The organism is Pseudarthrobacter sp. fls2-241-R2A-127 (assembly GCF_030209355.1).
In the GTDB taxonomy this organism is placed as follows: domain Bacteria; phylum Actinomycetota; class Actinomycetes; order Actinomycetales; family Micrococcaceae; genus Arthrobacter.
The window spans coordinates 63,713-88,927 of sequence record NZ_JARVSF010000012.1; the positions used below are offsets into that span (position 1 = coordinate 63,713).

General features: G+C 67.5%; 25 protein-coding genes. 10 read left to right on the top strand and 15 right to left on the bottom strand.

From position 1 onward, the window contains the following. A complete protein-coding gene (locus QRN53_RS09525) occupies positions 1-1,020 on the top strand; it encodes a glycoside hydrolase family protein (RefSeq protein ID WP_285243772.1) in 1,020 nt (339 codons plus the stop codon). A 162-nt stretch (positions 1,021-1,182) separates the two neighbouring features. Here the strand turns inward: QRN53_RS09525 and QRN53_RS09530 are convergent, their stop codons facing one another. The 8 genes from QRN53_RS09530 to glnT all read right to left on the bottom strand — a co-directional run bounded on the left by QRN53_RS09530 (position 1,183) and on the right by glnT (position 10,298). Further along, complete coding sequence (locus QRN53_RS09530) at positions 1,183-2,475, bottom strand: ammonium transporter (RefSeq protein WP_285243773.1); 1,293 nt, start codon at positions 2,473-2,475, stop codon at positions 1,183-1,185. A gap of 247 nt (positions 2,476-2,722) precedes the next feature. After that, a complete protein-coding gene (locus QRN53_RS09535) occupies positions 2,723-3,346 on the bottom strand; it encodes a helix-turn-helix domain-containing protein (protein ID WP_285243774.1) in 624 nt (207 codons plus the stop codon). A 49-nt stretch (positions 3,347-3,395) separates the two neighbouring features. Continuing rightward, on the bottom strand, positions 3,396-4,682 hold the full coding sequence (locus QRN53_RS09540; RefSeq protein ID WP_285243775.1) for an allantoate amidohydrolase: 1,287 nt from the start codon (positions 4,680-4,682) through the stop codon (positions 3,396-3,398). Positions 4,683-4,693: 11 nt separating this feature from the next. Continuing rightward, positions 4,694-5,866 (bottom strand): FAD-dependent oxidoreductase, encoded by a 1,173-nt coding sequence (locus QRN53_RS09545; protein WP_285243776.1) that lies wholly within the window; start codon positions 5,864-5,866, stop codon positions 4,694-4,696. After that, positions 5,866-7,233: an FMN-binding glutamate synthase family protein gene (locus tag QRN53_RS09550; RefSeq protein WP_285243777.1), complete on the bottom strand. Its 1,368-nt coding sequence runs from the start codon at positions 7,231-7,233 to the stop codon at positions 5,866-5,868. Before QRN53_RS09550 ends, QRN53_RS09545 begins: the two co-directional genes overlap by 1 nt. Positions 7,234-7,243: 10 nt before the next feature. After that, positions 7,244-7,966 (bottom strand): GltB/FmdC/FwdC-like GXGXG domain-containing protein, encoded by a 723-nt coding sequence (locus tag QRN53_RS09555; RefSeq protein ID WP_285243778.1) that lies wholly within the window; start codon positions 7,964-7,966, stop codon positions 7,244-7,246. Next, a complete protein-coding gene (locus tag QRN53_RS09560; protein ID WP_285243779.1) occupies positions 7,954-8,862 on the bottom strand; it encodes a class II glutamine amidotransferase domain-containing protein in 909 nt (302 codons plus the stop codon). Before QRN53_RS09560 ends, QRN53_RS09555 begins: the two co-directional genes overlap by 13 nt. Positions 8,863-8,888: 26 nt before the next feature. Beyond that, positions 8,889-10,298, bottom strand: a complete 1,410-nt coding sequence (glnT, locus tag QRN53_RS09565) for a type III glutamate--ammonia ligase (RefSeq protein ID WP_285243780.1) — start codon at positions 10,296-10,298, stop codon at positions 8,889-8,891. Between the two features lie 229 nt (positions 10,299-10,527). Here glnT and QRN53_RS09570 point away from each other — a divergent pair, with 229 nt between their 5' ends. The 4 genes from QRN53_RS09570 to QRN53_RS09585 all read left to right on the top strand — a co-directional run bounded on the left by QRN53_RS09570 (position 10,528) and on the right by QRN53_RS09585 (position 14,088). After that, positions 10,528-11,526, top strand: coding sequence for a LacI family DNA-binding transcriptional regulator (locus QRN53_RS09570; RefSeq protein ID WP_285243781.1), 999 nt, complete (start codon positions 10,528-10,530; stop codon positions 11,524-11,526). Between the two features lie 141 nt (positions 11,527-11,667). Continuing rightward, positions 11,668-12,801 carry a Gfo/Idh/MocA family protein gene (locus tag QRN53_RS09575; RefSeq protein WP_285243782.1) on the top strand — a complete coding sequence of 378 codons (1,134 nt, stop codon included), beginning with the start codon at positions 11,668-11,670 and terminating at the stop codon, positions 12,799-12,801. Further along, positions 12,801-13,559 (top strand): ThuA domain-containing protein, encoded by a 759-nt coding sequence (locus tag QRN53_RS09580; protein WP_285243783.1) that lies wholly within the window; start codon positions 12,801-12,803, stop codon positions 13,557-13,559. The genes QRN53_RS09575 and QRN53_RS09580 overlap by 1 nt, the downstream gene beginning before the upstream one ends. A gap of 154 nt (positions 13,560-13,713) precedes the next feature. Further along, entirely contained in the window at positions 13,714-14,088 is a 375-nt protein-coding gene (locus QRN53_RS09585) for a cupin domain-containing protein (RefSeq protein ID WP_285243784.1), read from the top strand. Positions 14,089-14,161: 73 nt separating this feature from the next. Here QRN53_RS09585 and QRN53_RS09590 read toward each other — a convergent pair whose 3' ends face one another. Next, positions 14,162-14,611 carry a hypothetical protein gene (locus tag QRN53_RS09590; protein ID WP_285243785.1) on the bottom strand — a complete coding sequence of 150 codons (450 nt, stop codon included), beginning with the start codon at positions 14,609-14,611 and terminating at the stop codon, positions 14,162-14,164. After that, positions 14,598-16,538, bottom strand: a complete 1,941-nt coding sequence (locus tag QRN53_RS09595; protein WP_285243786.1) for a primary-amine oxidase — start codon at positions 16,536-16,538, stop codon at positions 14,598-14,600. The genes QRN53_RS09590 and QRN53_RS09595 overlap by 14 nt, the downstream gene beginning before the upstream one ends. Before the next feature lie 123 nt (positions 16,539-16,661). On the opposite strand from QRN53_RS09595, the gene QRN53_RS09600 reads away from it, so the two are divergent. Together QRN53_RS09600 and QRN53_RS09605 are read left to right on the top strand one after the other, a co-directional pair. Beyond that, entirely contained in the window at positions 16,662-17,267 is a 606-nt protein-coding gene (locus QRN53_RS09600; RefSeq protein WP_285243787.1) for a TetR/AcrR family transcriptional regulator, read from the top strand. Between the two features lie 85 nt (positions 17,268-17,352). Then, entirely contained in the window at positions 17,353-17,526 is a 174-nt protein-coding gene (locus QRN53_RS09605; protein WP_285243788.1) for a CsbD family protein, read from the top strand. An 84-nt stretch (positions 17,527-17,610) separates the two neighbouring features. Here the strand turns inward: QRN53_RS09605 and QRN53_RS09610 are convergent, their stop codons facing one another. After that, entirely contained in the window at positions 17,611-18,285 is a 675-nt protein-coding gene (locus QRN53_RS09610; protein WP_285243789.1) for a DUF1345 domain-containing protein, read from the bottom strand. A gap of 166 nt (positions 18,286-18,451) precedes the next feature. Between QRN53_RS09610 and QRN53_RS09615 the strand changes: the two genes are divergently transcribed. After that, positions 18,452-19,423, top strand: coding sequence for an AraC-like ligand-binding domain-containing protein (locus QRN53_RS09615; protein ID WP_285243790.1), 972 nt, complete (start codon positions 18,452-18,454; stop codon positions 19,421-19,423). A gap of 128 nt (positions 19,424-19,551) precedes the next feature. After that, complete coding sequence (locus QRN53_RS09620) at positions 19,552-20,181, top strand: AmiS/UreI family transporter (protein WP_285243791.1); 630 nt, start codon at positions 19,552-19,554, stop codon at positions 20,179-20,181. Here QRN53_RS09620 and QRN53_RS09625 read toward each other — a convergent pair. The 3 genes from QRN53_RS09625 to QRN53_RS09635 form a co-directional block, all read right to left on the bottom strand. After that, complete coding sequence (locus QRN53_RS09625; protein ID WP_285243792.1) at positions 20,174-21,649, bottom strand: APC family permease; 1,476 nt, start codon at positions 21,647-21,649, stop codon at positions 20,174-20,176. The two genes, QRN53_RS09620 and QRN53_RS09625, sit on opposite strands and share 8 nt — an antisense overlap. Positions 21,650-21,752: 103 nt before the next feature. Beyond that, on the bottom strand, positions 21,753-23,126 hold the full coding sequence (locus QRN53_RS09630) for a flavin monoamine oxidase family protein (protein WP_285243793.1): 1,374 nt from the start codon (positions 23,124-23,126) through the stop codon (positions 21,753-21,755). Positions 23,127-23,137: 11 nt separating this feature from the next. Continuing rightward, entirely contained in the window at positions 23,138-23,482 is a 345-nt protein-coding gene (locus QRN53_RS09635) for a cupin domain-containing protein (RefSeq protein ID WP_285243794.1), read from the bottom strand. Between the two features lie 167 nt (positions 23,483-23,649). Here QRN53_RS09635 and QRN53_RS09640 point away from each other — a divergent pair, with 167 nt between their 5' ends. Continuing rightward, a complete protein-coding gene (locus tag QRN53_RS09640; RefSeq protein WP_285243795.1) occupies positions 23,650-24,234 on the top strand; it encodes a TetR/AcrR family transcriptional regulator in 585 nt (194 codons plus the stop codon). An 84-nt stretch (positions 24,235-24,318) separates the two neighbouring features. On the opposite strand, the gene purU is transcribed toward QRN53_RS09640, so the two are convergent. Continuing rightward, on the bottom strand, positions 24,319-25,215 hold the full coding sequence (purU, locus tag QRN53_RS09645) for a formyltetrahydrofolate deformylase (RefSeq protein WP_285243796.1): 897 nt from the start codon (positions 25,213-25,215) through the stop codon (positions 24,319-24,321).

The following is a 25,215-nucleotide window of genomic DNA, read 5'->3' on the forward strand; positions in this document are numbered from 1 at the left end:
GTGCCCCAGCAGCAGGCCGCCCAGGAAACCGTTGCCCCGGCAGCACTGCCGCTGCGCGCGGACGCCTTCACCGTCCCGTACCGCGATCCGATATGGGACGGACCCACGGACCCCGTCCTGGTGGCCGACCATTCCAGCGGCGAGTGGGTCCTCTTCTACACCCAGCGGCGCGCCACAGCTCCGGGACTGACCGGCGTGGAGTGGGTGCACGGAACCGGGATCGGCGTTGCGAGGTCGTCCGACGGCGGCGCCACCTGGCGCTACCAGGGCACCGTTGAGGGACTCATCCCACCGGGAACGGAACTCCCGGCAACCCTCTGGGCGCCCGACGTCGTACGCATCGGCAACCGGTGGATCATGTACCTGACAGTGTTGGGTGGCCGGCGGACGGATTGGACCGGCAGGGCGGAAATCGTCCAGTTCGCCAGTGTTGACCTGCGGTCCTGGGAGTACCTGGGCGGCATCGGCCTGGACTCGCCCCGGGTGATTGATGCCGCCGTTGCCCGGTGCGGCGACGGCCGGTACCGGCTCTGGTATAAGGATGAAGCCCGCGGTTCCACCACGCACAGCGCCGTCACGGATACCCCTGACGATCCGGCGTCATGGAGCCTGGAGGGCGTCGCCATGCCAGGCCGGCCACACGAGGGGCCCAAGGTCTTCGCGCTGGGCGGCAGTTATTGGATGATCGTGGACGAATGGCGCGGCCAGGCGGTGTACCGGTCGGCCGGCGGTAACGGGAACTGGGCCCGGCAGGACCATCTGGGCGGGTTGCTCCTCACGGCGCCGGAATCCTGGGACGGAAGGCCCGTCGTCGGGCGCCACGCGGACGTGGTGCCCCTCCGGGACGGTGAAACGTCCGACGCCGGCGCGGACCGTGCACTGTTGGTCTACTTCACGCATCCCTGTTGGGGCGGCGAGGACATCGGCACCATGGCACCGGGCCCGCGCACGCGCCTCAGCCACGTCCGCGCCGCCGTACTGGAAGTGCGTGACGGGGTCCTGGTGTGCACGGAACACTAGGCACGGCGAAGGGCCAAACCCTGGAACTATAAGCCGGCGGTTGCCGGCACCGGTCCAAGGTTTGGCCCTGACTCGTGCGCTGGGACTTTTGACGCGGACGCGTCCGCCGGGCGCCGCCCCCAGCAGGTGGGCGCCCGGCAGCGTTGCACCGGAGGTCCGGAGCTAGACCCGCTGCGGCGAGCCCAGTTCCACCGGGTCCTCGTCGGTAAGGTAGGCAAGCTCGGAGTGGGCTGCGAGGTCGATGCCGCGGAGCTCGTCCTCAGGCTTGATGCGCAGGCCGCCCATGGCCTTGTCCAGGACCTTGGCCAGGATCCAGGTGACGCCGAAGGAGTAGGCCAGGACGCTGACGGTGGCGATCGCCTGGACTCCCAGCAGATCGAAGCCGCCGCCGTAGAAGAGGCCGCTGACGCCGTTCGGGGCCTTGTCCGTGGCGAAGAGGCCGATCAGCAGGGTGCCGAGGATGCCACCCACGAGGTGGACGCCCACGACGTCGAGCGAATCGTCGAAGCCCAGCCGGAACTTCCATTCGATGGCCAGCGAGCAGACGGCGCCGGCGATGGCGCCGATGGCCAGGGCACCCAGCGGGCTGACGGCGCCGCAGGCGGGGGTGATGGCCACCAGCGCGGCGATCAGGCCGGATGCGGCGCCCATGCTGGTGGCTGCGCCGTGGCGGAACCGCTCCACAAGGGCCCAGGCGAGCAGGCCGGCCGCGGCGGCGACGGCGGTGTTGAGGAAGACAACGGCCGCGGACTGGCCGGCGGCGAGCGCGGAGCCGGCGTTGAAGCCGAACCAGCCCACCCACAGCAGGCCTGCGCCCAGCAGTACCAGGGGACGGCTGTGCGGCTTGGCGTGTTCAACCTTGGGCCAGCCGGAGCTCTTGCCCAGGACGAGGGCCAGGGCCAGGGCTGCGGCGCCGGCGTTCATATGCACCGCGGTGCCGCCGGCGAAGTCGATGGCCTTGATGCCGTTGGCGATCCAGCCGCCCACCGTGCTGCCGTCCGCTGAGTCGAACGCGAACACCCAGTGCGCGATGGGGAAGTAGACCACGGTGGCCCAGATACCTGCGAACACCATCCAGGCGCCGAACTTCATGCGCCCTGCGGCAGCTCCGGCAACCAGTGCCGTGGTGACGCAGGCGAAGAACAGCTGGAATGCTGCGAACAGGATGACCGGGATGGACGCCGAATCATCCTTGGCCAGCAGCTGCCCCATGCCGGGGAATTCGGTGACGTCACCGATCAGGCCCAGGCCGCCCACCGAGTTGCCGAAGGCCATGGAGTAGCCGAACAGTGCCCAGAGGACGGCCACCAGGCTGGCGCCGCCGAAGCACATCATCATCATGTTGAGAATGCGGCGCGACCCCACCATGCCCCCGTAAAACAGGGCCAGGGCGGGTATCATCATGCACACCAGCGCCGAGCTGGCCAAAATCCAAGCGACATTTCCCGAATCCATGGGAAACCCCTTTCGTGATGCGAAGAGAGAACGGTCTATTGCCGTCAGAGCCGCTCTGCGGAGGGACGTGGCCGGAGAAACCACGTTCAGCGGGAGGGGCGGCTGTTGCCGTCTGATACCAATGTATGGCGGTGATTTTTGGGTGGGTTTCCGGTGTGTTAAATGATCGTTTCAGTCATCTACACCCGGGTTTCAGGCGTCCCGCAGAGCGCAGGAGTTACTGCAAAGCCACCCGTTGCGGGCGGCGCTATTTAGCGGAGATGGCCAGGAACTGGATGGGCAGGTCAAGGAGTTCCAGCGGGCCGTGCGGGCCTTCGCCGTCGAGCAGCAGGGAGTCTCCCGGCTCCATTGCGTACTCGTAGGAGCCGTGGCCGTAGACCATCTTCCCGGCGAGCATGTAGATGAATTCGGTGCCGGGGTGCTGGAACAGCGGAAACACATCGCTGGCGTCCGTGAGGGTCACCAGCGTGGGTTCCAGCGCATCCGTGCGGCCTTTGAGCGTGCCCAGGACGCGGTATTCGTGGCCATGCTGGGTGCCGCTGCGGACGGTCAGGCTGCCCTGCCCGCTTTTGGTGAAGGTGGCGTCCCGGTCGGTGTCCGCGCCGCGGAACAGTGCCGTGACGGGGACGTTCAGCCCGTCGACGAGCCGCTGCAGGGTGGTCAGGGAACAGGAGGTGGTGGCGGTCTCGACGCGGGAAATCATCGCTTTGGAGATGCCGGTGCGTGCCGCGAGTTCGGCCGAGGAAAGACCCTGCGTGGTGCGGTAGTGACGCACCTGCGCCGCGATGACCTGCTCCAGCCGGCCGGCAGGCTGCCCGGCTTCCTGGTCGCGGCTCACGTCGTCGCCGCGGTCTCCGGCCTGTTCGGTCATGTCAGCCATCTTAGGCGGGCCGCGGGAGGTCCCGTGTACGACGCCGGCGCTAGGCAATGGCGCGGGCCTCACCGAGCAGCCCGGCGAGGGAGTCCGCCAGGGCGAGTGCGCCGGCTTCGGCGTCCCGGTCCTCGACGAGTTCGTCCGGCGAGTGCGAGATGCCGGTGGGGTTGCGGACGAACAACATGGCGGCGGGCAGGTGTGCCGCGAGCACTCCAGCGTCGTGTCCGGCACCGGTGTCCAGTACAGGTGCGGCCGGCAGCAGTTCCCGCAGCCGGTCCCGCAGTACGCCGTCGAAATGCACGGTGGGGCTGAGCGACTCCGTGCCCAGGACCGCCGTGCAGCCTTCCTCGGCGGCGAGGACCCGGGCGTTCAGCCCGATGGCCTCCACCAGTGCGGCCGTGACGGAGTCTTCCGGGTGCCGGACGTCGATCCACAGGTCCACCCGGGAGGCGATTACGTTGGTGCCGCCGGGGACGGGCTTCACGCGGCCCACCGTCGCGCGGGCGTCCTTGTACTTTCGGGCCGCATCCCGGATGGAAACCATCACCTTGGCGGCGGCGATCATCGGGTCTTTTCGGTCCTTCATGAGCGTGGTGCCGGCGTGGTTTCCCTCCCCCGCGATGCTCAGCTTCCACCGGCCGTGGCCCAGGATGGACGAGCCGATGGCCACCGGCTGGTTGAGGTCAATGAGCCCCCGCCCCTGTTCCACGTGCAGTTCCACGAACATCCCCAGCTGCTGCAGGGCCATAAAGTCAGGCCCGATGAACCGGGGGTCCTGGCCGGTCGCGGCGGCGACGTCCGCGTAAGTGTTGCCATCCGGATCCTTGAGGTTCCGGGCCTTGCTGGCGTCCAGTTCCCCGGTCAGGAGCCTGGAGCCGAGGCAGGCGACGCCGAACCGCGAACCCTCCTCCTCCGGGAAGACGGCGAGCGCCAGGGGCCGGCGCGGCCGGAAGTTCCGGGCCTTGAGGAGGTCGACGGCGACAAGCGCCGAGGCGACGCCGAGCGGGCCGTCGTACTCGCCGCCGCCGGGGACGGAATCGAGGTGGCTGCCGGTGGCCACGGCGTCTGTCCGCACACCGGCGGCGGTGTCCCACCATGCCCAGATGATCCCGTTGGCGTCCGTGTGCACATCCAGCCCGCGCCGGACGGCCTGTTCGATGAACCAGGCGCGCAGGTCGGTTTCGGCCGTGGAGAACACCGGGCGGGAGTAGCCGCCCCGGGTGGTGTCGCGGCCGACGCCGGAAATGTCCTTGAGGAGGCCGGCAACAGTTGGTGCGCCGGCAGTTTCGGCGGGCACCGCGGGCAGCACGCGTGCTGTCTGGGGAAAGCTCACGGGGATCCGTTCTATGAGGTCAATGCTGTGGTCGATGCGCTGCGGAACCGGGCGGGAACAGTCCCGGTGCCAGTGGCCAGGTCCGCGGCCCACTGTCCGATCAGCGGCGCAAACTTGGCCCCGTGCCCTGAGCACGGCGAGACGATGGTGAGGTTGTCGGCCCGGTCGATGAGGAAGTCCTCGTTGGGGGTGTTGGTGAACAGGCACGTGGTTTCGGCGTAGGGTTCCGGGTCCAGTCCTGGCAGATAGCGGCGGACGTAGTCCACCACGCGGGTGCGGTTGGCCGGGTCCACCACACCGGTTTGGGCTGCCGCGGACCGGATCCGCGGGCCGCCGTTGTATTCGGCCACCTTCTGGCCGGCAAAGCCCGCGTCCCGGCCGCCGGGAAGCCCGTAGGCCTGGATGTCCGCGGCTTTGTGGATGAAGGTGGGCCAGCCCGGGGCACCCGTGCCCGAGCCGCCGTCATCCTCCCTGTACCGGAAGTGGAAGGCCTGCTCCTGGCGGACGGAGAATTCCGGCAGGCCCGCAACGAACCCGGCCGGGAGCGGCAGGGACTCCAGCAGCCGCGGCAGCCAGCCGCCGGCGCTGACCACCAGGTTGCCGGCGTCGAGCGTTTCCCCTGCCGCGGAGTGCAGCCGGTAGCCGGCGTCCCGTGCTTCCACGCTTTGCAGCTCCCAGCCCGTCAGCAGCCGGGCGCCGCGGCCGACGGCGAGCGCCACCATGGCATTGACGGACGTTTCGGCGTCGATCACGCCGGCGCCGGGGTGCCAGAGGACCTCGGTGTCGAAGGCGATCTGCGGCCAGCGGGACCGGGCTTCGGCGGCGGACAGCAGCTCGTGCTCCACGCCGGCGCCGGCCAACACGTCAGCGAGCTGCGCCGGGTTGCGCTTGGGGCCGTAGTCCACGGCACCGAAGGGGGTGATCAGCTCGGTGCCGGCCTCCAGGGTGAGCCCGTCCCAGAGCGCCTTCGAATCCTGGACCGCCTGCGTGTAGAAGGGGTCCGGGTAGGCGTAGCGGAAGATCCGGGCGGAGCCGTGCGAGCTGCCGTCGTGCGCTGCCGGGATGTCGCGTTCCAGGAGGGTGACCTGGTGGCCGCGGGCGGCGAGCTGCCAGGCGGTGGCGGCACCGGCCAGACCGGCGCCCACCACCACGTAATCCGACGCGCCGGAAAAGTAGCCAGGCATCAGAAGCTCCCCTGGACTCCGGGGATCCAGCTGGTCCCGGCCAGCGGCACCCGGGCCATGGCGGAGGCTTCGATGGTCAGCGCCACCAGGTCTTCCGGTTCCAGGTTGTGCAGGTGCGACTTTCCGCAGGCGCGGGCGATGGTCTGGGCTTCCATGGTGAGGACGCGGAGGTAGTTGGCCAGCCGCTTACCGGCGGCCACGGGGTCCAGGCGGGAGGACAGCTCCGGGTCCTGGGTGGTGATGCCGGCGGGGTCGCGGCCGTCCTGGAAGTCGTCGTAGAACCCGGCGGCGGAGCCCAGGGCCGAGTATTCGGCGGCGTAGCGGGGGTCGTTGTCGCCCAGGGCGATCAGCGCGGCGGTTCCGATGGCGACGGCGTCCGCGCCCAGGGCCATGGCCTTGGCGACGTCGGCGCCGGTGCGGATGCCGCCGGAGACGATCAGCTGGACCTTGCGGTGCATGCCCAGTTCCTGCAGCGCCTGGACGGCCTGCGGGATGGCGGCGAGGGTGGGGATGCCGACGTTCTCGATGAACACCTGCTGCGTGGCCGCGGTGCCGCCCTGCATGCCGTCCAGCACCACCACGTCCGCACCGGACTTCACGGCGAGAGCGGTGTCGTAGTACGGCCGGGACGCGCCGATCTTGACGTAGATGGGGGTCTTCCAGTCGGTGATCTCGCGCAGTTCGCCGATCTTGATCTCGAGGTCGTCCGGGCCGGTCCAGTCCGGGTGCCGGCTGGCGGAGCGCTGGTCGATGCCCACCGGCAGGGTGCGCATCCCGGCCACCCGTTCGGTGATTTTCTGGCCGAGCAGCATGCCGCCGCCACCGGGCTTGGCGCCCTGGCCCAGCACGATCTCAATGGCGTCGGCCTTGCGGAGATCGTCCGGGTTCATGCCGTAGCGGGAAGGCAGGTACTGGTACACCAGGTGCTTGGACTGGCCGCGCTCCTCAGGGGTCATACCGCCGTCGCCCGTGGTGGTGGAGGTGCCCACCTCGGACGCGCCGCGGCCCAGCGCCTCCTTGGCGTTGGCGGACAGGGCGCCGAAACTCATGCCCGCAATGGTCACCGGGGTGGCCAGGTGCAGCGGACGGCTGGCGTACCGGTCGCCGAGGACCACGTCGGTATCGCACTTTTCGCGGTAGCCCTCCAGCGGGTAGCGGGACATGGAGGCGCCGAGGAAGAGCAGGTCGTCGAAGTGCGGGACCTTGCGCTTTGCGCCCCAGCCGCGGATGTCGTAGACGCCGGTGGCCGCGGCGCGCTGGATGTCGGCGATGGTGGCGCGGTCGAACGTCGCGGACTCGCGCAGGCCCAGCTCAGCGATGTCCTGGACGGGTGCTACGGCGGGAGTGGGGACGGAGGTAATGGTCATTGGGGGCCTCCTAGTAGGCAGTCGAGTTGTCGACGTGGAAGTGGTAGAGGTTCCGGGCGGAGCCATAGCGCTTGAAATCTGCCGGGTTGTCGGTGCGGCCGGCGGCGGCCAGCAGGTCCGCGAGCTCTTCGAGGTGCTCGGCCCTCAGGGGCTTTTCGATGCAGTCCGCACCGAGCGAGGCCACGGTGCCCTTGACGTAGATCCGGGCCTCGTAGATGGAGTCGCCCAGGGCATCTCCGGCGTCGCCGCAGACCACCAGCCGCCCGGCCTGGGCCATGAACGCTGACATGTGGCCGATGTTGCCGCCCACCACGATGTCCACGCCCTTCATGGAGATCCCGCAGCGGGCCCCGGCGTTGCCGTCGATGACCACCAGGCCGCCGTGGCCGGTGGCGGCCGCGGACTGGGAGGCGTCGCCCTTGACGTGGACGGTGCCGGACATGATGTTCTCGGCGAGCCCGACGCCGGCGTTGCCGGTGATCTCCACTGTCCCCTTTTGGTGCATCCCGGCTGCGTAATAGCCGGCATGGCCTTCGATGGTGACCGAGACGTCGGCGTTGATGCCCACGGCCAGGCTGTGCTTTCCGCCGGGGTTGGTGATGGTCCAGGACTGTCCGCCGGCGCCCTGGTGCAGGGCCTGGTTCAGGTCGCGGACCGGGGCTCCGGCGAGGTCCACGACGGTGGGGCCGTCCAGTGCGGGGGCAGTGGCTTCGGGGGCTGTCAGAGTGACCATGTGTAGACCTTTCCGGGTTCCGGTTCAAAGATGCGGGCGTTGTCGATGCCGGGCAGGGCAGCCAGGGCACGGTATTCGGAGGCCATGGCCACGTAGTCGCCGGTTTCAGCGATGATGGCGGGCTTGCAGGCGATGGGATCGCGGACCACGGCCATGCTGTCGGCGGTGGTGACCACCAGGGTGTAGAAGCCGTCCAGGACCTTGCCCAGGTTCACCAGGGCCTCTTCGAGGGTGTCGCCCTGCTTGAGCCTGGAGGCGACGTAGCGGGCGCCCACTTCGGTGTCGTTCTCGGAATCGAACACCATGCCTTCGCGCTTGAGCTCACGGCGGACGGTGGCGTGGTTGGAGAAGGAGCCGTTGTGCACCAGGCAGAGGTCGTCGGCGACGGAAAAGGGGTGCGAGCCGCCGGCGGTGACGGCTGATTCGGTGGCCATCCGGGTGTGGGAGAGGCCCTGGCTTCCGGCCATCGCTTCCAGCCCGTGCTCGGCGGCGATCTCCATTGGGTGGCCCACGCTCTTCATTACGGCCACGTGTTCGCCGCGGCCGATGATGGTGGCGGCGGGAAGGGTTTCGCTGACGGCCTTCACCAGGAGGTCCGTGCCGACGGCGGCGCTTACCAGGGTGGTGTCGCCCACCACCTGCACTGAGGGTGCCGCATCGGACGCCAGGAGCGCCGCGACACCTGCGGTGATGTCCGCCGTCGCCATGCCCTGGTTCCTGCCGAGCAGGCTCAGGGTGGACGTGCCGGGGGCGACCAGGCCGGGGGTGTTGTAGACGGCGAGGCCGGCGGAGTCCGGTCCGCGGTCCACGATCTGGCAGAGCATCGAGGACAGCAGGCTGCCCATCTGGGGGTGCAGCGAGGGATTGCGCAGCTGCAGCGCGGCGATTCCGCACATGGTGGGAGTCCTTTACTTCGTAGGGATCAGATGGAGGTCAAATAGGTTCGGATTTCCCAGTCGCTGACCTGGTTGTGCCAGCTGAGGAATTCCTCTTCCTTGGCGTCCGCGTAGTAGGTCCCGATCTCCGGATTACCGCTGAGGCTGGCCAGGATCACGGGGTCCTTCCGGAGCGCTTCCACGGCGTGGAGCAGGGTGGCGGGCAGCAGGTGGGCGTCCGGCTTGGACTCCCCAGGCCCGGACGGCGTCCCCGGATCGAGGGACTTCTCCACCCCGTCCAGCCCCGCCGCGATGGCGGTGGCGATGGCCAGGTAAGGGTTGGCAGAGCCGTCGCCGGAGCGCAGCTCGATCCGCTTGTTGTCCGGCACCCGGATCATGTGGGTGCGGTCGTTGCCGCCGAAGGATGCCTTCCGCGGCGACCAGGTGGCGCCGGAGGAGCTGGTGGTGGCGCCGGAGCGCTTGTAAGAGTTGACCGTCGGGGCCAGGAAGGCCTGAAGCGCCGGGGCGTGGTCCAGGATGCCGCCGATGAAGGAATAGGCGAGGCCGGAGAGCCCCAGGCCGCGGCCGCCTGGTTCTCCCGGTTCCGGGCTCCCCTCCCCCGCCGGGAACAGCGCCTCCGCACCGGACCACAGCGAGAGGTGGAAGTGCAGCCCCGTGCCGGTGCGGTCCGTGAACGGTTTGGGCATGAAGGTGGCGGTCATGCCGCGCTGCTCGGCCAGGATGTTCAGGATGTAGCGGAGGGAGACAACCCGGTCCGCGGTGGTGAGCGCGTCCGCGTAGTTGAAGTTCTGCTCGAACTGGCCGGCGGCGTCCTCGTGGTCGTTGGCGTAGTTGCCCCATCCCAGCGAGTTCATCGCGTCGCTGATGGAGGTGAGGTGTTCGTACATCCGGGTGACGCCGCGGGCGTCATAGCAGGGGCGGGGCGAATCGTCGCGGGCATCGGCGGTACTCAGCGTCCCGTCGTCGTTCTTCTTCACCAGGAAGTACTCCACCTCGGCGCCGACCTTGGCCTGCATGTCCTGGTCCGCGAGGCGGGCCAGCGCATTCTTGAGGATGACGCGCGGGGCGTAGGGCCATGGTTTGCCGTCCACGTGCGGGTCGCAGTGGATGATGGCCAGGCCCTCCCTGATGAAGGGAACCGGGGTGAAGGAGGCGAGGTCCGGGACCGCGATGAGGTCCCCGTCCTGGGGCTTCTGGCCGATGAGGCCGGCGGCGTAGCCGGCGAAGCCCATGGCGCCTGCTTCGAGTTCGTCGGCGGCGTCGACGGGCACCAGCTTGGCGCAGGGCTTGCCGGTCATGTCCACGAAGGTGGCAAGGAGGAAGCGGACGTCATGGGCGCGGGCGATGTCCGCCAGGGAAATCCCGGCGGCATCCGCGCGGGCCGCGGGGGCGGCTGCGGGGGCTGGGGTTACAGCAGGGGTTGCGACACTGGTCATCGAAACATTCCTGTCCGGGTCGGTGTTTGCTAAGATTAAACCTTGTTGCATCAGATTAGCCAAGTGGACGTTTCGGGCGTCGGGCCGTTGTGTTAATTGCATGTTTCGGATCCCGGAACATGCCGGGGCGTCACCCCCGGCATGCTTTGCGGGAAGGCCCGACGGCGGCGGCTAAGCTGAAAAAACACCGGAACACTGCTGGGCCCGGCCCGCGGAAGGACACATCGGAATGGCTCGAGCGACCGTGCAGGACGTCGCCAAAACGGCGGGGGTATCCGTCGGCACGGTGTCCCGCGTCCTCAACGGCAGCCCCGCAGTGAGTGCTTCCAGCAGGGAAAAGGTGGCCGGGGCCATCCGGGAGCTCAACTACCGGCCGCTCGCCTCCGCCAGGGACCTGCGCCGCGACCGGACCATGCGCATCCTTGCCCTCGCCAAGAACCTTGAGTCGCCGGTCATCAGCGAGGCCTTCCGCGGGGTGGGCGACGCCGCGGCACAGTCCGGCTATGTCAGCCTGATTGCCCCTACCTCCGGGAGCCTGGACCGGGAGCAGCAGTTGGTGGACATGCTCCGGAACGGGTCCGTGGACGGGCTGGTCCTGTTTTCACCCACCATGCCCGATCACGATGTGGAAGCCCTCGCCACCCAGCTGAGCGTGGTCCAGTTGTGTGAAATAGCGGAGTCGGAAGAAGCCTTTGGAGTCTCGATTGATGACCGCCAGGCAGCCCGTGACATCACCCGGCACCTCATCGCGACCGGCGCCCGGCGGCTTTCCATGATCGGCAACCGCGCGGCGCGGTCCGGACGGCTGCGCGAACAAGGGTTCCGGGAAGCGCTGGCTGAAGCGGGCCTGGATGCGGCACGGTGCCTGTTCGCCGCCGGTGATTTTGATTTCCACGCCGGCCGGCAGCTCACCCGCGACCTCCTCGCCGGGGATCAGCTTCCCGACGCCGTATTCTGCGGCAGCGACACGGTGGCGGCCGGCTGCGTTCGCGAAATCACTGACGCCGGCCTCCGGGTTCCGGAGGATCTGGCCGTTGCGGGCTTTGATGACTCCATCCAGGCCGAGATGTGCGTCCCCGAACTGACCACCATCCGGCAGCCCGCCTACGAGATGGGCCGCGTGGCGTTCGGGGCGCTCCTTGAACGGATGACGGAGCCGGGGAGGCACCGCCGCGGCCGGATGTTCCTTCCGCACCAGCTGGTCATCCGGGATTCCACGAAGAACTGACAAGGGGGTTGACGTCCCGGCGACGTTCCTGACAAGATTTGGAATCGATTCCAAATACTTCCCGCACTCTTTGCGGGGTCTTTTGGAATCGATTCCAAAAGACCCCACCCCCACCAGCCCCCACCGAAAAGGAAGCCTACGTTGAGCAACCAGCACTCCCCCGGCCCGCAGCCCCCGGTACCAGCAGAGGCCCCGGCCAGGGAGCTCCGCGTCGGCGTCGTTGGGATCGGCTGGGCCGGCCAGCAGCACCTGAAGGCCTACAACGACCTGGACGGTGTCCGGATCGTCTCGTTGGCGGGAATGGAGCAGGAACTCCGGGAAAGCCTCCAAGCCGATTACGCCATCCCCAACGGTTTCGCCGACTGGAAGGACATGCTGGACCACGGCGGCCTGGACGCCATCAGCGTGGCCGTTCCCACCTTCCTGCACGCCCCCATTGCCATCGCGGCCCTGGAGCGGGGAATCCACGTACTGAGCGAAAAGCCCATCGCTCGGAACGCTGTAGAGGGCCAGGCCATGGTGGACGCGGCACGCAAAGCCGGCCGCGTCCTGGATGTTGCCTTCAACCACCGCCGCCGCGGCGACATCAAAGCCCTCAAGGACGTCATCGACGACGGCGGCCTGGGCCGCCCCTACTACGCCAAGGCCTCTTGGCTCCGCCGCTCCGGCATCCCCACCCTGGGCAGCTGGTTCACCAACCCCGAGCTCGCCGGCGGCGGTCCGCTGGCGGACATCGGCGTCCATGCGCTGGATTACGCCCTTCACCTGCTCGGCGAACCGAAGGTGGTGGCCGTCTCCGCCGCGACCCACTCCGAACTGGGCCCGCAGGGACGCGGCGGCGGAAGCCAGTATTCAGCCCGGGCCACAAGCCACGCGTTCGAGGTTGAAGACTTCGCGACGGCGTTCCTCCGGCTCGAGGGCGGCGGAACGCTGCTGATCGAGGCAGGCTGGGCCACCTACCGGGAGACGGACGATCTCCTCGACTTCACGGTCTACGGCACGGACGGCGGCGCCGAACTGAAGGTGCACGGCGCTCCGTTCCCGCCCGTTGGCCAGCTCCGGGTTTTTACGGACAAGGACGGCGGATCCGCCGATTACGTGCCACCGGTCCTGCCGGGCCGCGCCCACGACGCCGTGGTGGAAGACTTCGTGACCGCAGTCCGTGCAGGCGAAGCGGCCTGGGCCGAACATGATGGCTCCCTGGCGCTCTACCGCGCACAGATCATCGATGCGTGCTACCAGTCGGCCCGTGAACAGCGGGAGGTCCGGCTCTAATGAACGGCACACTGAGGATCCGGGTCTGGAACGAGGGCGTCCACGAGGCCAACAACGAGCCTGCCCACATCGGCGAGATCTACCCGGACGGTATCCACGGCGCCATCGCCGCGGGGCTCCGGACCTACTACCCGGACGCGGACATTACGACGGCGGTGCTCGCCAGCGACGACCAACACGGCCTGGACGAGGAGGTGCTCGCGGAAACGGACGTCCTGCTCTGGTGGGGCCACATCGCCCACCACGAGGTGAGTGACGCCGTCGTCGAACGCGTCCACCGGCACGTGCTCGGTGGAATGGGACTGATCGTGCTCCACTCGGGGCATTTCGCCAAGATCTTCACCAGGCTGCTTGGCACCAGCTGCTCCCTGGCCTGGCGGAACGACGGCCAGCGCGAGCTGGTGTGGACGGTCAAGCCGTCGCATCCCATCGCGGAGGGCGTGGAGAGCCCCATCGTCATCCCCGAACAGGAAATGTACGGCGAACTGTTCGACATCCCAGACCCCGACGACCTGATCTTCATCAGTTCCTTCGCCGGCGGCGAAGTGTTCCGGTCCGGCGTCACGTTCACCCGGGGGAAGGGCAGGATCTTCTACTTCAGCCCCGGCGACCAGGAGTACCCGGTCTACCACCATCCGCAGGTCCAGCGGGTGCTGGCCAACGGCGTGAAGTGGGCGGCGCAGCCCGGGCTGGACCGCTCGGCCCCTGCGGTGGCCAACCCGGCCCGGGAGTGGTTCGAGGAGGCCCGCCGGCATTGACATCGCCTGCGTCGGGGAGCAGATTGAAATCGTTGCGACGCAAAGGTCCGGCGGGTTCCGGACGGGCAATTCCCGCCCCGCCGGACCGCCTTTCCCTGAGCGGCTCAGCGCCCGTGGGTGAATTTCATAATCACTCCCTTTCGAGGAGCCAGAAATGCCTGCAGTAACGGTCAAGGACCTTGAAACCAAGTCCTTCAACGACGCCGACGAAAAGCGCCGCCCGCCCAAGACCCAGGTGGACGTGGTCAGCATTGGCGGCGCCACCCTGGGCCGGTTCACCTTCGAGCCCGGCTGGCGCTGGTCCGAAACGGTTAAAACCGTGGTCCACACGGACAGCTGCCAGAACAACCATCTTGGCTTCTGCACTGCCGGGACCCTGACCGTGCAACTGGACGACGGCACCCGGACTACCATCCACGCCGGCGACGCCTACTCCATTCCGGCCGGCCACGACGCCTGGGTGGAGAACGACGAAACGTTTGTTGGCTACGAAGTCATGAGTGCAGCCGAGTACGCCAAGCCCGCCTGACAACGGCACAACGACACAGGGACCAGGCTGCGTGCCCCCATGGGGGCACGCAGCCTTGTTTTTTACGGCGGTCTTACCGCCGCCGCAGCCGTGCCACGAGGGTGGCGGCGAGCAGCGCCGTCGACAGTTCCAGCGCGATCAGCAGCAACAGTTGGGGGCCGCCGGAGTCAGCAACGGACGACGGCGGCGCCCCGCCATGAACATGCCCGGCCCCGCCGCCGAGCAACAGGACGGCATGCAGTACAGCCATGGCAACAGCAGCAGCCGTGACCTGGTGCAGCGCGGCCGGCCCGCTGCGCCGCCAGATGTGGACCGCGCAGGGGAGGCAGACCGCGGCGAGGGCCAGCATCAGCACAGACACCCATACGCCGTGGTGGCCCGAGAGGGCCACCCACAGGTGCGCTGCGCAGGACAGCGCGGTGACCACGGCGACGAGCCGGGGATGCAGGACGGGCCCGTTGGCACGCACCCGCCCTGCCGCCGTCGTACGTGTTGCCAGCGCAGCGAGGCTAGTGGCAGCCACCGCTGCTGCCCTCCGTGTGGCAGGACGATTCCTGCTTGTTCGGATTGGCCGGGACGTCCAGGACCGGGCTGCGGTCGAAGAAGCCTTCCGGCCGCAGCTTGAAGCCCACGGTGTCCACGGGCATGATGGGCCAGTCCTCCACCCGGGGGAAATGCGTCAGGCCGAAGGTGTGCCACACCACGATGTCCTGGCCGTCGATGTCACGGTCATGGGCCACGTACGCGGGAAGACCTGCACCGCCGGCGTGCTGGTTGACGAAGTCGCCTGTGGGGTAGCGCTCATCCTCGGCGTAGCGGGTGACCCACAGGTCCTTCGTGGCGAACGCCGCCCGCCGGGCGATCGAGGACTCCGGATCCGCCAGCAGCGTGGGCTGGTTGTGGGCGTGCAGCTTGTAGCCGACCGGCTCGCCCAGCCGGTTGCGGGACTCAGGGTTGGAGATGATCCACGTCCGGCCGGCGCGGGCATCGGCTTCCCTGACGGCCTCGGATTCCCGGGCCAGCAGGGTGCGCTTGCGGGAAAAGGCGTTGCCGCGTTCGTTGCCCGGACCCATCGCCTGACGGACCACGTCCTCTTCCTCCACCCTGTTGGTGAAGCCATCCACCGCCATGTCCAGCCGGGCGCTGAAGAGGTGCTGGTGGAACGGTGCGCCCAGTCCAGGGGCCAGCTGGGAGATATTGTCCGAGCCACCCTCCGGGAACGCGGAGGTGAAGACGATGCCGGTGGCCTTCGCTTCGAATTCGATGGTGCCGTCCAGGTAGAGGTACCAGTAGAAGCCGTAGTCGTAGTTGCCGACGGTGGTGAAGAAGGAGATCACCAGGCGGCGGTTGCGGCGGGTATAGGTGATGCCGCTCCAGAGGTCGGAGTGCTTGGAGAGGATGCTCCAGTCCTCCTCGTGCATGCAGATGCCGTTGCGGATTTCCCGCGGGTTGCCGAACGCGTCGGAGATGACGGGGCTGAGGTACGTGATCTCGCCCAGGCAGTCGCAGCCCAGTTCCAGCGAGTTGGCGTACTGGCCCACCAGGTATTCGCCGGTGTCGAAGTAGTTCTGCCAGGACCGGATGGGCGACGGGTCACCGTACGGGACCACCATCTCGGCAATGGAGGCGCGGTTGATGATCTGCCTCTTCCGGTCGCCGTCCTGGAAGGCCAGATTGTGCAGGACTACGCCTTCGCGGACATCGAACCCCACGTCCACGCTCCATTTTTCCCACTCCACATGGTTGCCGCCGGTCACGGTGAAGCTGGGCCCCTCTGGCTGGGTGATGCTGATGGGTCTCTGGGTTTCGCGAACCGGGCCGGTCAGTTCGGGATCGGTGTAGTTGCCATGCTCGGCCGGGATGGGCATGGCGCCGAGGTCGATCACCTGGGTGACTTCCTTGCTGACCACATCCACATAGGCCACCAGGCCGTCCACCGGATGCGCCCACGCACTGTCCTCCGGGAAGTCCTGGACGAACGCGAGCCCACGCAGGATCCGGCGGCCCTTCTCCTCGCCGTACTCGAAGACACCGGCGGAGAGGGGTGCCACCCGCACTTTCCCCACCGCGAGCCCCCTGTCGGCGAGCGCCTTGAGCCAGCGCTCATCGGTGGCCAGGAGGGACTCCACTACTTCGAATTCCTCCTCCAGGACCGGAAGTTCGCCGGTCACCGCGGTGTCGAGTTCGACGGCGGAGAGCACTTTCTGCTGTGCGGTGGAAACGACGACGTCCCGCGGCGCAGCCCCGGAGACGTCGTGGACAAAGACACGGAAGCGGCGGTCCGCCGCCGCGGGATCGGCGCCCCGCGCAGGATCCAGCAGGCCCAGGTAAGCGATCCTGTGCTGCGGGCCCAGGTGGCCTTCCGACTGCAGGATCGAGCGCACGTCCAGGATTTCCTGCGCCGTGGCCAGGCGGAAGGCAGATGCGGTGTGGGTTGGTGCAAGCGTCATGGGGTGAACCTTCGTCCGGGCCGTCGCCGGCCGCTCGTTTTATTTTCTATAGTTGTAGAGAATAAACGTCCGTAACATGGCTCACAAGAGGTTGGGCAAAGAAATTTCCGGGGAGTGGCCGCCGTGCCGAAGATAGTTGACCATGACGAGCGCCGCCTGGAACTCGTGGATGCCACCTGGCGGATCATCGCCCGGCAGGGGCTTGAAAGTGCCACCATGCGCGAGATTGCCATGGAAGCAGGCTTTGCCAACGGCGCCCTGAAGCCGTACTTCCCCACCAAGGACACGCTGCTCGAGTTCGCGTTCAGCCACGTCTTCAACCGGACCAACCAGCGCATCGTCCGGGTGACGGAGGGCAAGGCCGGGCTCGAGGCGCTGCGGGCCTTCTGCCTGGAAGTACTCCCCTTGGACGAGGAGCGCATCAACGAAGCGCGGGTAGTCGTCCCGTTCTGGCAGAAAGCCGTCAGCGATGCCCGGAAAGCGGATATCCACCGGGAATCCATGGCGGAATGGCTGGCAGCAATCCGCCGCTACCTCGGGGAGGCGAGGACCAGCGGCGACGTCAGCGCCGGCGTCGCCGATTCCGTCCTCGCCGGCCAGCTGCTGAACATGCTGTTGGGGGCCCAGATCGAGGCCGCCCTAGCGCCGGAGGGCCACCTGGAGTTCGGCCACGCCGCGCAACTGGAGGGCTACCTCGCACTGCTGGGCAAAATTCCCGGCGGGAAATGAGGCCCAAACTCGAAAGTATGCTTACTATTGTGTGGTCAGGTTCCGGCTCAGGCCGGAGCGAGCACGAACTGTTAGGAGCATTCCCATGGGTTTGGATGACAAGATCGGCAACGCTGCAGAGAAGCTTGGCGGCAAGGGCAAGGAAGCTGCCGGCAACGCTACGGGCGACGAAAGCCTGAAAGCTGAAGGCCAGGGCGACCAGGCCAAGGCCGACGTGAAGCAGGCCGGCGAGAAGGTCAAGGATGCCTTCAAGCACTAATTGACGCCTCACAACATGGGTGCAGCTCCAGCAGGAGCTGCACCCATTGGCGTTTAAGGAGCCAATCCGCGCTAACGCCGGCGCTTAGTGGATGAGGCCCGACACCAGGTTAATGGTGGTTGCCAGGACGATGGCACCCAGCAGGTAGGACAAGAGGGCCTGCCGCAGGACAGTGGAGCGGATGGCGTTGGTCTTCAGGTCCGTATCCGACACCTGGAAAGTCATGCCTACAGTGAAGGCCAAGTACGCGAAGTCCGCATAGCGGGGCTGGGTCTCCTCATTGAAATCGACGCCGGTCCCGTCGCGGTAGTAGATGGCCGCGTAGCGGAGCGTGAACAGCGTATGGACCAGGAACCAGGACAGGGCAATGCTGCCCAGGGCCATGGCCACCGTGGCATCCTTGCTCATGCCCTGCGAATTGGAGGCATCCAGCAGGATCAGGGCCACCCCGGCAAAGCTGGCCACCGTGGCACTGAGGACCAGCGTGTCCGAGAAGATCCGGCCCGGATCCTCGCGCCGGGCATGGGCGGCCGTTGCGCCCGGGCCCAGGTGCCGGATGACGCTCCACACCCAGATCAGGTACGTGGCGGAGGCTGCGGCCCACCCCAGGGCGGGTGCATACGTCCAGTGGCCGAGGGCTCCCACGGCCACCCCCACCACCACGCCGACGCCGAGCATTACCAGCAGGCGCAGCCGGGAATGGTGCGCCGGGGAATTGAAGTTGCGGTGGCGGTCCTGGGAAGCGGCGACGGCGTTCATTCGCGGATCATGCCACGGAAAGCTTGGAAACGCCTGACAGCAGTCTGCACGCTTCTTTTTTCGCCAACCGTTGAAAAAAGATTTGGCCGGCGTTAACCTGAACTTACTGTGCCGCAGGACACAGGCCGGGGGAACATCAGGTGGCCATCCGTCGCAAGGAACATCCATGTCAGCAACAGCTACAGTCTTAACAGCCTCCCGGCCCGAACGCCAGGGAATCAGCTCGAGCGACGCCGCATCCTTCGACCACTGGAAGCACCTGGTGGCGGAGTCCTTCGTGCCCCTCACCGCGCACACGGCGGACGTGGACGGCTTCCGGGGCCGGATGCGCTCCCGCGTACTGGACCGGATGTCCATTGTTGAGGTGACTGCCACCTCGCACGAGGTCCACCGCACCCCGGCCCTGATCGCCCAGGCCCATGAACGCTATTTCAAGCTCAACCTGCAACTGGAGGGCACGGGACTCCTGATCCAGGACAACCGCGAAGCCGTGCTTCAGCCCGGGGATCTGGCCATCTACGACACCAACCGGCCGTACACCCTCGCGTTCGAGGAAGCGACCCGGATCATGGTGCTGATGTTCCCCTGCGACGCGGTGTCACTGCCCACGGACTATGTGGGGCAGTTGGCCGCGGTGCGGATGGGCAGCGGAGGGCTGAGCGGCCTCGTGGGCCAGTTCATCCGCCAGTTGTCGGAAGACCTGGACGTCCTGGCCGGACCCAGCGGGTCACGGCTGGCAACGAATGCCCTGGACCTGGTGTCCACCATGCTGCACGCCGAAATGGACATTAAGCCGGACCGGATGAAGCCGCAGGCGCTGCTGGCCGTCTCGGTCCGCGAATACATCGAGGCGAACCTCTCGGACCCGCTCCTGTCCCCGGCGAGCATAGCGGCGGCGCATTTCATCTCCACCCGGCACCTGCACAACGTCTTTCACGAGTCCGGAACCACGGTGGCCAGCTGGATCCGGACCCAGCGGCTGGAGGGCGCCCGCCGCGACCTTCGGGACCCGCTGCACGCCGGGCAGCCAGTCGGCGCGGTTGCCGCCCGCTGGGGCTTCCTGGACGCAGCCCACTTCAGCCGCACCTTCCGCGATGCCTTCGGCGTCTCACCCAGCGAGTGGCGCAAAGGTTCCTAGCCCGCGCCCGGCCCTCCGTACCAATTACGACCGGGCCTCACTGGGCACCACGCCCCCGCTTCCGCTAACGTCCGTCAGGTGACAGAGAAGTTTCACCCTGCGGCAGTTATTCGGGAAGAGGGCCGCTGATGCCTTACATTTGCCTCCTGCTCTCCGGTGCCGCCTTGCTGGCCAACGGGCTGGCGACCCTCGGGCACGTTCCCCGCCGTGACGCCGCGGCCCTCAACCTGCTGGTGGGCGGCACCCAACTGCTGCTCGGCGTCGTCTACGTCGCCGCGGCCGGGAACGCTCCGGCACCGCTCCTCACGGCGGCCGGCATGTTCCTGTTCGGAGCCACCTACCTGTACTCGGGGCTGGACGTGCTGTTGGCGCTCGGGTCCCGCGGCCTGGGCTGGTTCTGCGGGCTGGTGGCTTTCTGCGGCGCGCTGCTGGCCGCCGCCTGGCTGGGCACCGACCCACTGCTCGCCGTGCTGTGGGTGTGCTGGTCCGTGCTGTGGGGTCTGCTGTTCGCCTGCCTGGCCCTCGGCGCCGTGCGGCTTGAACAATTCACGGGATGGGCCTTGGTGCTGGCCGCTCCGGCGTCGGCCACGGTTCCCGCCCTCTTGGGCCTGGCGGGATTCTGGCCCGACTCCCCCACCGCGGCTTGGGCCGCCGCCCTGCTCGGGGCCACCCTGTTCGCCGCCGCACGCGCAATGGCCCGGCGCGGACCAAAAGTTCCGCGCCGGGCCAATACCGGAGATCCCGCGCCTGCTAGGTGATCACGTGGCCCAGCGAGGCAGCGTGGTGGCGGCGCTGGATGATCCACTCCACCAGTACCCCGGCCACGAAGACCACCGGGACCGCTGCGAGCAGCGCCGTGGCCGTCTCGGCGCTGCCGCCAATGAGGGCAGTGAAATTGCTGAGCACCAGGAACAGGACCCACGCCAGCAGGACCACCGCCAGGGCCGGGGCCATCCGGGTTTGCCACAGCCGGGCACCGGCACGCTCCCGGCGGAAGAACGCGACGACGGCCGCCGAGCAGAGCATGTACAGCACCAGCAGCGCCGCCACGGCCAGGCCGCTGAACCACGAGAACAGGGTCAGGACGGGGTCCATTGCCAGGATGGCGAACGGCACCACCAGGACGACGGCGGTGGCGGTCTGGACCCAGGCGGCCACCGCGGGTGCCCGGTGCCGGTTGGTCCGGGCCAGGACGGCGGGCATGGATCCGCGCAGGGCCAGGGAGTGGAGGTAGCGGTTGATGCCGTTGTGGAAGGCGATGATCCCGGCGAGTAGCGACGTGACCAGCAGGATGCCGGCCACGATGCCCGCCCACGGCCCGAACAGGTCCACCAGCGGACCCAGCACGAAGGAGGTGGCATCCCCTGATTCGAGGGCGGCGCCGGCGGCATCCATCACCTTCGAGGGCCCGTAGTAGCTGACCAGCATCCAGGAAATGAAGGCGAAGAACACCGAGATCACCCCGACGGAGAGGTAGGTGGCCCTGGCCACGGTGCGGTGCGGGTCCTTGGCCTCTGCGGAGTAGATGGCCGTGGATTCGAAGCCGAACATGGACGCCACGGCGAACATGATGGCAACGCCGGGGGCGCCCGCGCCGATGGCTTCCGGGGAGAAGGACGCCGCAACGCTGATGCCCTCCGGGCCGCCGCCGCGGAACAGTACGGTGAAGCCGAACATCAGCAGGACGGCCACTTCAAGGCCCACCAGCACGGCCAGGACGCGGGCGCCGAGTTCGATGTTGAGGGAGCCCAGCACCTGGACTCCTGCCATGGTGGCCAGGGCCAGCAGCCACCAGGGAATGTCCAGGCCGATCGACGCCAGGAGCCCGGAGAAGGCCGCACCGTACAGGCCGTACATGGCCGCCTGGACGGTGCTGTAGGCCAGCAGGGCCAGCCAGGCCGCCCCGGCTCCGGTGTGCCTGCCGAAGGCCGCCGTCACATAGGCATAGAAGGCGCCGTTGGCCTGGATCCTGCGGCTCATGGCCACAAAACCCACGGCGAAGATTACGATCACGATGCCTACGATCAGGTACGCGCCCGGGGCGCCCGCGCCGTTGCCCAGGGCCGCCGCCAGCGGCGAAGCACCCACGATCCCCGTCAGGGGCGCCTGCGCGGACAGGACGAAGAACAGGATGCCGAGCACGCCGATGCTGCCGGTTCGGAGGGCGGTGGAATGCTCCTTGGCCGGAGCGTCAGCGGTCCGGGTCTCGGAATTCGAAATACTCATTTGATCCTTCTTAACGGTCATGAGTTGGGGAAGATTGCTGTGGAATCCAGCTTGGCAGCGGAACGCTGATGCGCTTTGTCCACCAGCGACCGGTTGTTGTTCGTCAGCGCAGTGCAGGTTCCGGCAGTGCAGGTTCCTGCGCCGCACGTTCCTGCCGGCCGGGCCTTGAGGCCAGCGACGCCGCCTCCAAGGCAGCTTCCATACCGCTTTCAATGGCACCGTCGATGAACCCGCCCCAGCCGTTGGCAAGGTCCGAGCCTGCGAAGAGCACGTTGCCATGCCGCGCCCGCATCGCCGCCAGGTGGTTGGCCAGGAAGCCCGTCCGGTGCATGGGCCAGGTCTCCCCCGCGAGCGGATCCGCCACCCAGTCGTGCGTGGCCACGTCCAGCACTTCCATGCCCGGCACCAGGCGGGCCAACTGGTCCTGCACCGCCGCCGCATCGGAGGCATTGATGCGTGTTGCGTCCGGGCCAAAACCGACCACGATCGTGTCGCCGTCGAGCGTGTACTCAGCCTGGAAGAAGTTCAGCGGCCAGTCCGCTAGTCCCAGCGCCACGAAGGGCGGGTGTTCGCCGCGGAGCCTGATCCAGACCTTGACGCCTTTGGAGACCTGGCCGCCCCGGGCTCCCTCTGCCTTCGCCGGTGGCAGCGGCGGCTCGAAGGCGATCTTCTCCAGCACGTGGATCGGAACGGTGATAATGGCGGTCTTTGCCCGGAAGGTCCGGCCGGTGGTGCTGCGGACGGTAACCGCTCCGCCGTCGTCCGTGATGCTGCCTACGGTAAAACCAAAGTCGACGGCGGCACCCGAGTCCTTGAGGATGGCCCCGGCAAGAGCCGCGGTTCCGCCCTGGATCTTGTAGGTGGCGCAGGCTTCGAAGTTGACGGCCCAGTCACCGTTGGTGAGGGCCACCCAGCGCAGGGCCTGCGTCAGCGCCGCGTCCTGCAGTGGGCCGTTGAAGTTCAGGGTCCAGAAGGATTCGAGGATGTCGCGGGCGTCGCCGGCGGGAAACTGCTCCCGGATCCGGTCCTGCACCGAGATGTGGTCGATCCCCTTGAAGGCATCCGTGGCCAACGGCCTGAACGGTTCGGGGAAGTAGGTCCGGGACTCCTTGGTGAATTCGCCGTTGTGGTGGCCGATCAGTTCCAGCAGGGCATCCGGTGAACCATGCTGCGGCCCGCCGTCGGCCCACCAGAACGCCCGTTGCGGCTCGGGGCTGGGGACCGTTCCGATGCCGTACCGTTTCAGCTCTGCCCAGACATACGGCTGTGTCCAGTGCACCCAGGTTCCGCCAATTTCAAGGTCCCGTCCCAGCCGATGGTCCAGCCAGGTCCTTCCGCCAATGCGGTCCCGGGCTTCGACGATGCGAACCGTGAGGCCCTGGCGGGTGAGCTCACGTGCTGCGGTGAGACCGGCAAAACCGGCACCAATGACGACGACGTCAACGTCCTGTTCCGCGGCGCTGTTTTCCTGTTCCATGGCGCAGCTTCCTACGAGTAGACGAAGAATTCAACGGTGGGGGCCAGGACCTCCCACCGGGTGCGGGCACTTTTGTTGAAGGACGCCGCACCCCCGGCGGTGAGGTCGTACACGTCGCCGCCCTCCACCTCGATCCGCAGGTGGCCCTCGATGATGTGGATCGTTTCGTCCGCTTCCATCACCAGATCGAAGGGCTCCGGGGCCTCTGCGGGGTGGACGTGCCAGTATCCGCAGGCGAGCGCGGGCCTGCCGCCCTCGCCGAAGCGGCGGACCCACTGCACCTGGCCGAGTTCGAAGGGCTCGTTTTTGGCGGGGTCAAGGGAGGAAGAGGTGCTGAAGGCAGGGGTGCTGGCCATGAGTGCTCCAAGGGAAAGGGCGGCGGGAAAGGGTCATGCCGCGGGAGATGGATGGAACGGCGGCGTTCCTGTGACGGGCATCACCGCGTGAATGCAATCTAAGCAATTGCTTAGTTTTAAGTCAAGAGGTGGTTCCCGCCCGGTGGCGTCTGGCTAGAATCGGAAACATGACCGCTTCCACCGTCCCAACCGCCACGCCGAAATACGGCGAGGGCCGCGAAGCACTGCTGCGGGCGGCGGTGGATGTGGTGGCGCACAAAGGACTCCGGGGGCTGACATACCGTGCCGTCGCGGAGGCCGCTGGGGTCAACAACAGCCTGGTTGCACACCATTTCGGGACCCGGGATTCCCTGATCGCCGCAGCCATGGAGTGGTCCTCGGAACAGTCAATCGCGTCCTCACGGCTGCGGGAAGCGGCGGAGAACGGCGGCACATTCACCGAGGCGCTCCTGGACCTGCTCCTCGAGGACCCGGGCCTGCAGGTTTTCCAGTACGAGATGATCCTCGAAGCCCGGCGCCGGCCTGAACTGGCGGGGCCCGTGGCCGCGCTCTATGAAAGCTACGTGGACGCCCTGTCCGGGGGCCTGGAGGCCTTCGGCATCCGGGATAACGTCCGAGTCGTTGCCCGCACTTTGTTCGCTGCCTTGGACGGACTGGTCATGCAGTATCTTGCCGGTGTGGGCCGGGAGGAGCTCGCGGCCGCCCTCGAGGAAGTGCACCAGGTGGTTCTCCTGCGGCGCGACGGGGGCTGAGCGGCAAAGATATCCGGGCGCAGAAAAGCGCGGCCGGCCACCCCCAGGCAGCCAGCCGCGCTTTCGATATGAAGTTGTTGTTTGTTACCGGAGCACCACGGTGCGGTTGCCCTGCAGGATGACCCGGCCTTCGCAATGCCACTTCACAGCGTTCGAGAGGGCCTTGCATTCGGTGTCGCGGCCGGCGGCCACCAGGTCCTCGGGCCCGTAGGTGTGGTCCACGTCCACCACCTGCTGGGAGATGATGGGCCCCTCGTCCAGTTCCGCGTTGACGTAGTGCGCGGTGGCCCCGACGGTCTTGACGCCGCGGGCATAGGCCTGGTGGTACGGCTTGGCGCCCTTGAAGCTGGGCAGGAACGAATGGTGGATGTTGATGGCCCGGCCATCCAGCTGACGGGTCAGGTCATCGCTGAGCACCTGCATGTAGCGGGCCAGCACCACCAGTTCAACGTCAAGCCCATCCACCAGTGCCATCAGCGCAGCCTCGGCGGCAGGCTTGGTCTCGGCGGTGACGGGGACGTGGTGGAACGGGATGCCGTGCCACTCCACCAGTGCCTCGTGGTCCCGGTGGTTGGATACCACGGCAACGATTTCCACCGGCAGTTCGCCGATCCGGGCCCGGAACAGCAGGTCGTTGAGGCAGTGCCCGAACTTGGACACCATGATCAGCACCCTGCGCTTGGAGCCCTGGCGTTCCAACTGCCAGCGCATACCGAACTTCTCCGCTACGGGAGCGAAGGAATTCCGTAAAGCCTCCAACGTGGAATCGTCGCCTTCGGAGACGAAGTGCACGCGCATGAAGAAGTGGCCTTCGGACCGCTCACCGAACTGCTTGTTGTCGATGATGTCGCAGCCATGCTCCAGCAGGAAGCCGGACACGGCGTGCACAATCCCGGGCCCTTCCGGGCAGTCAAGGGTCAGCACGTGTTCCACCGTGGTGGGTGCCTTGGGCGCGGGCACGTGGGTTTCAGTAACAGTCAT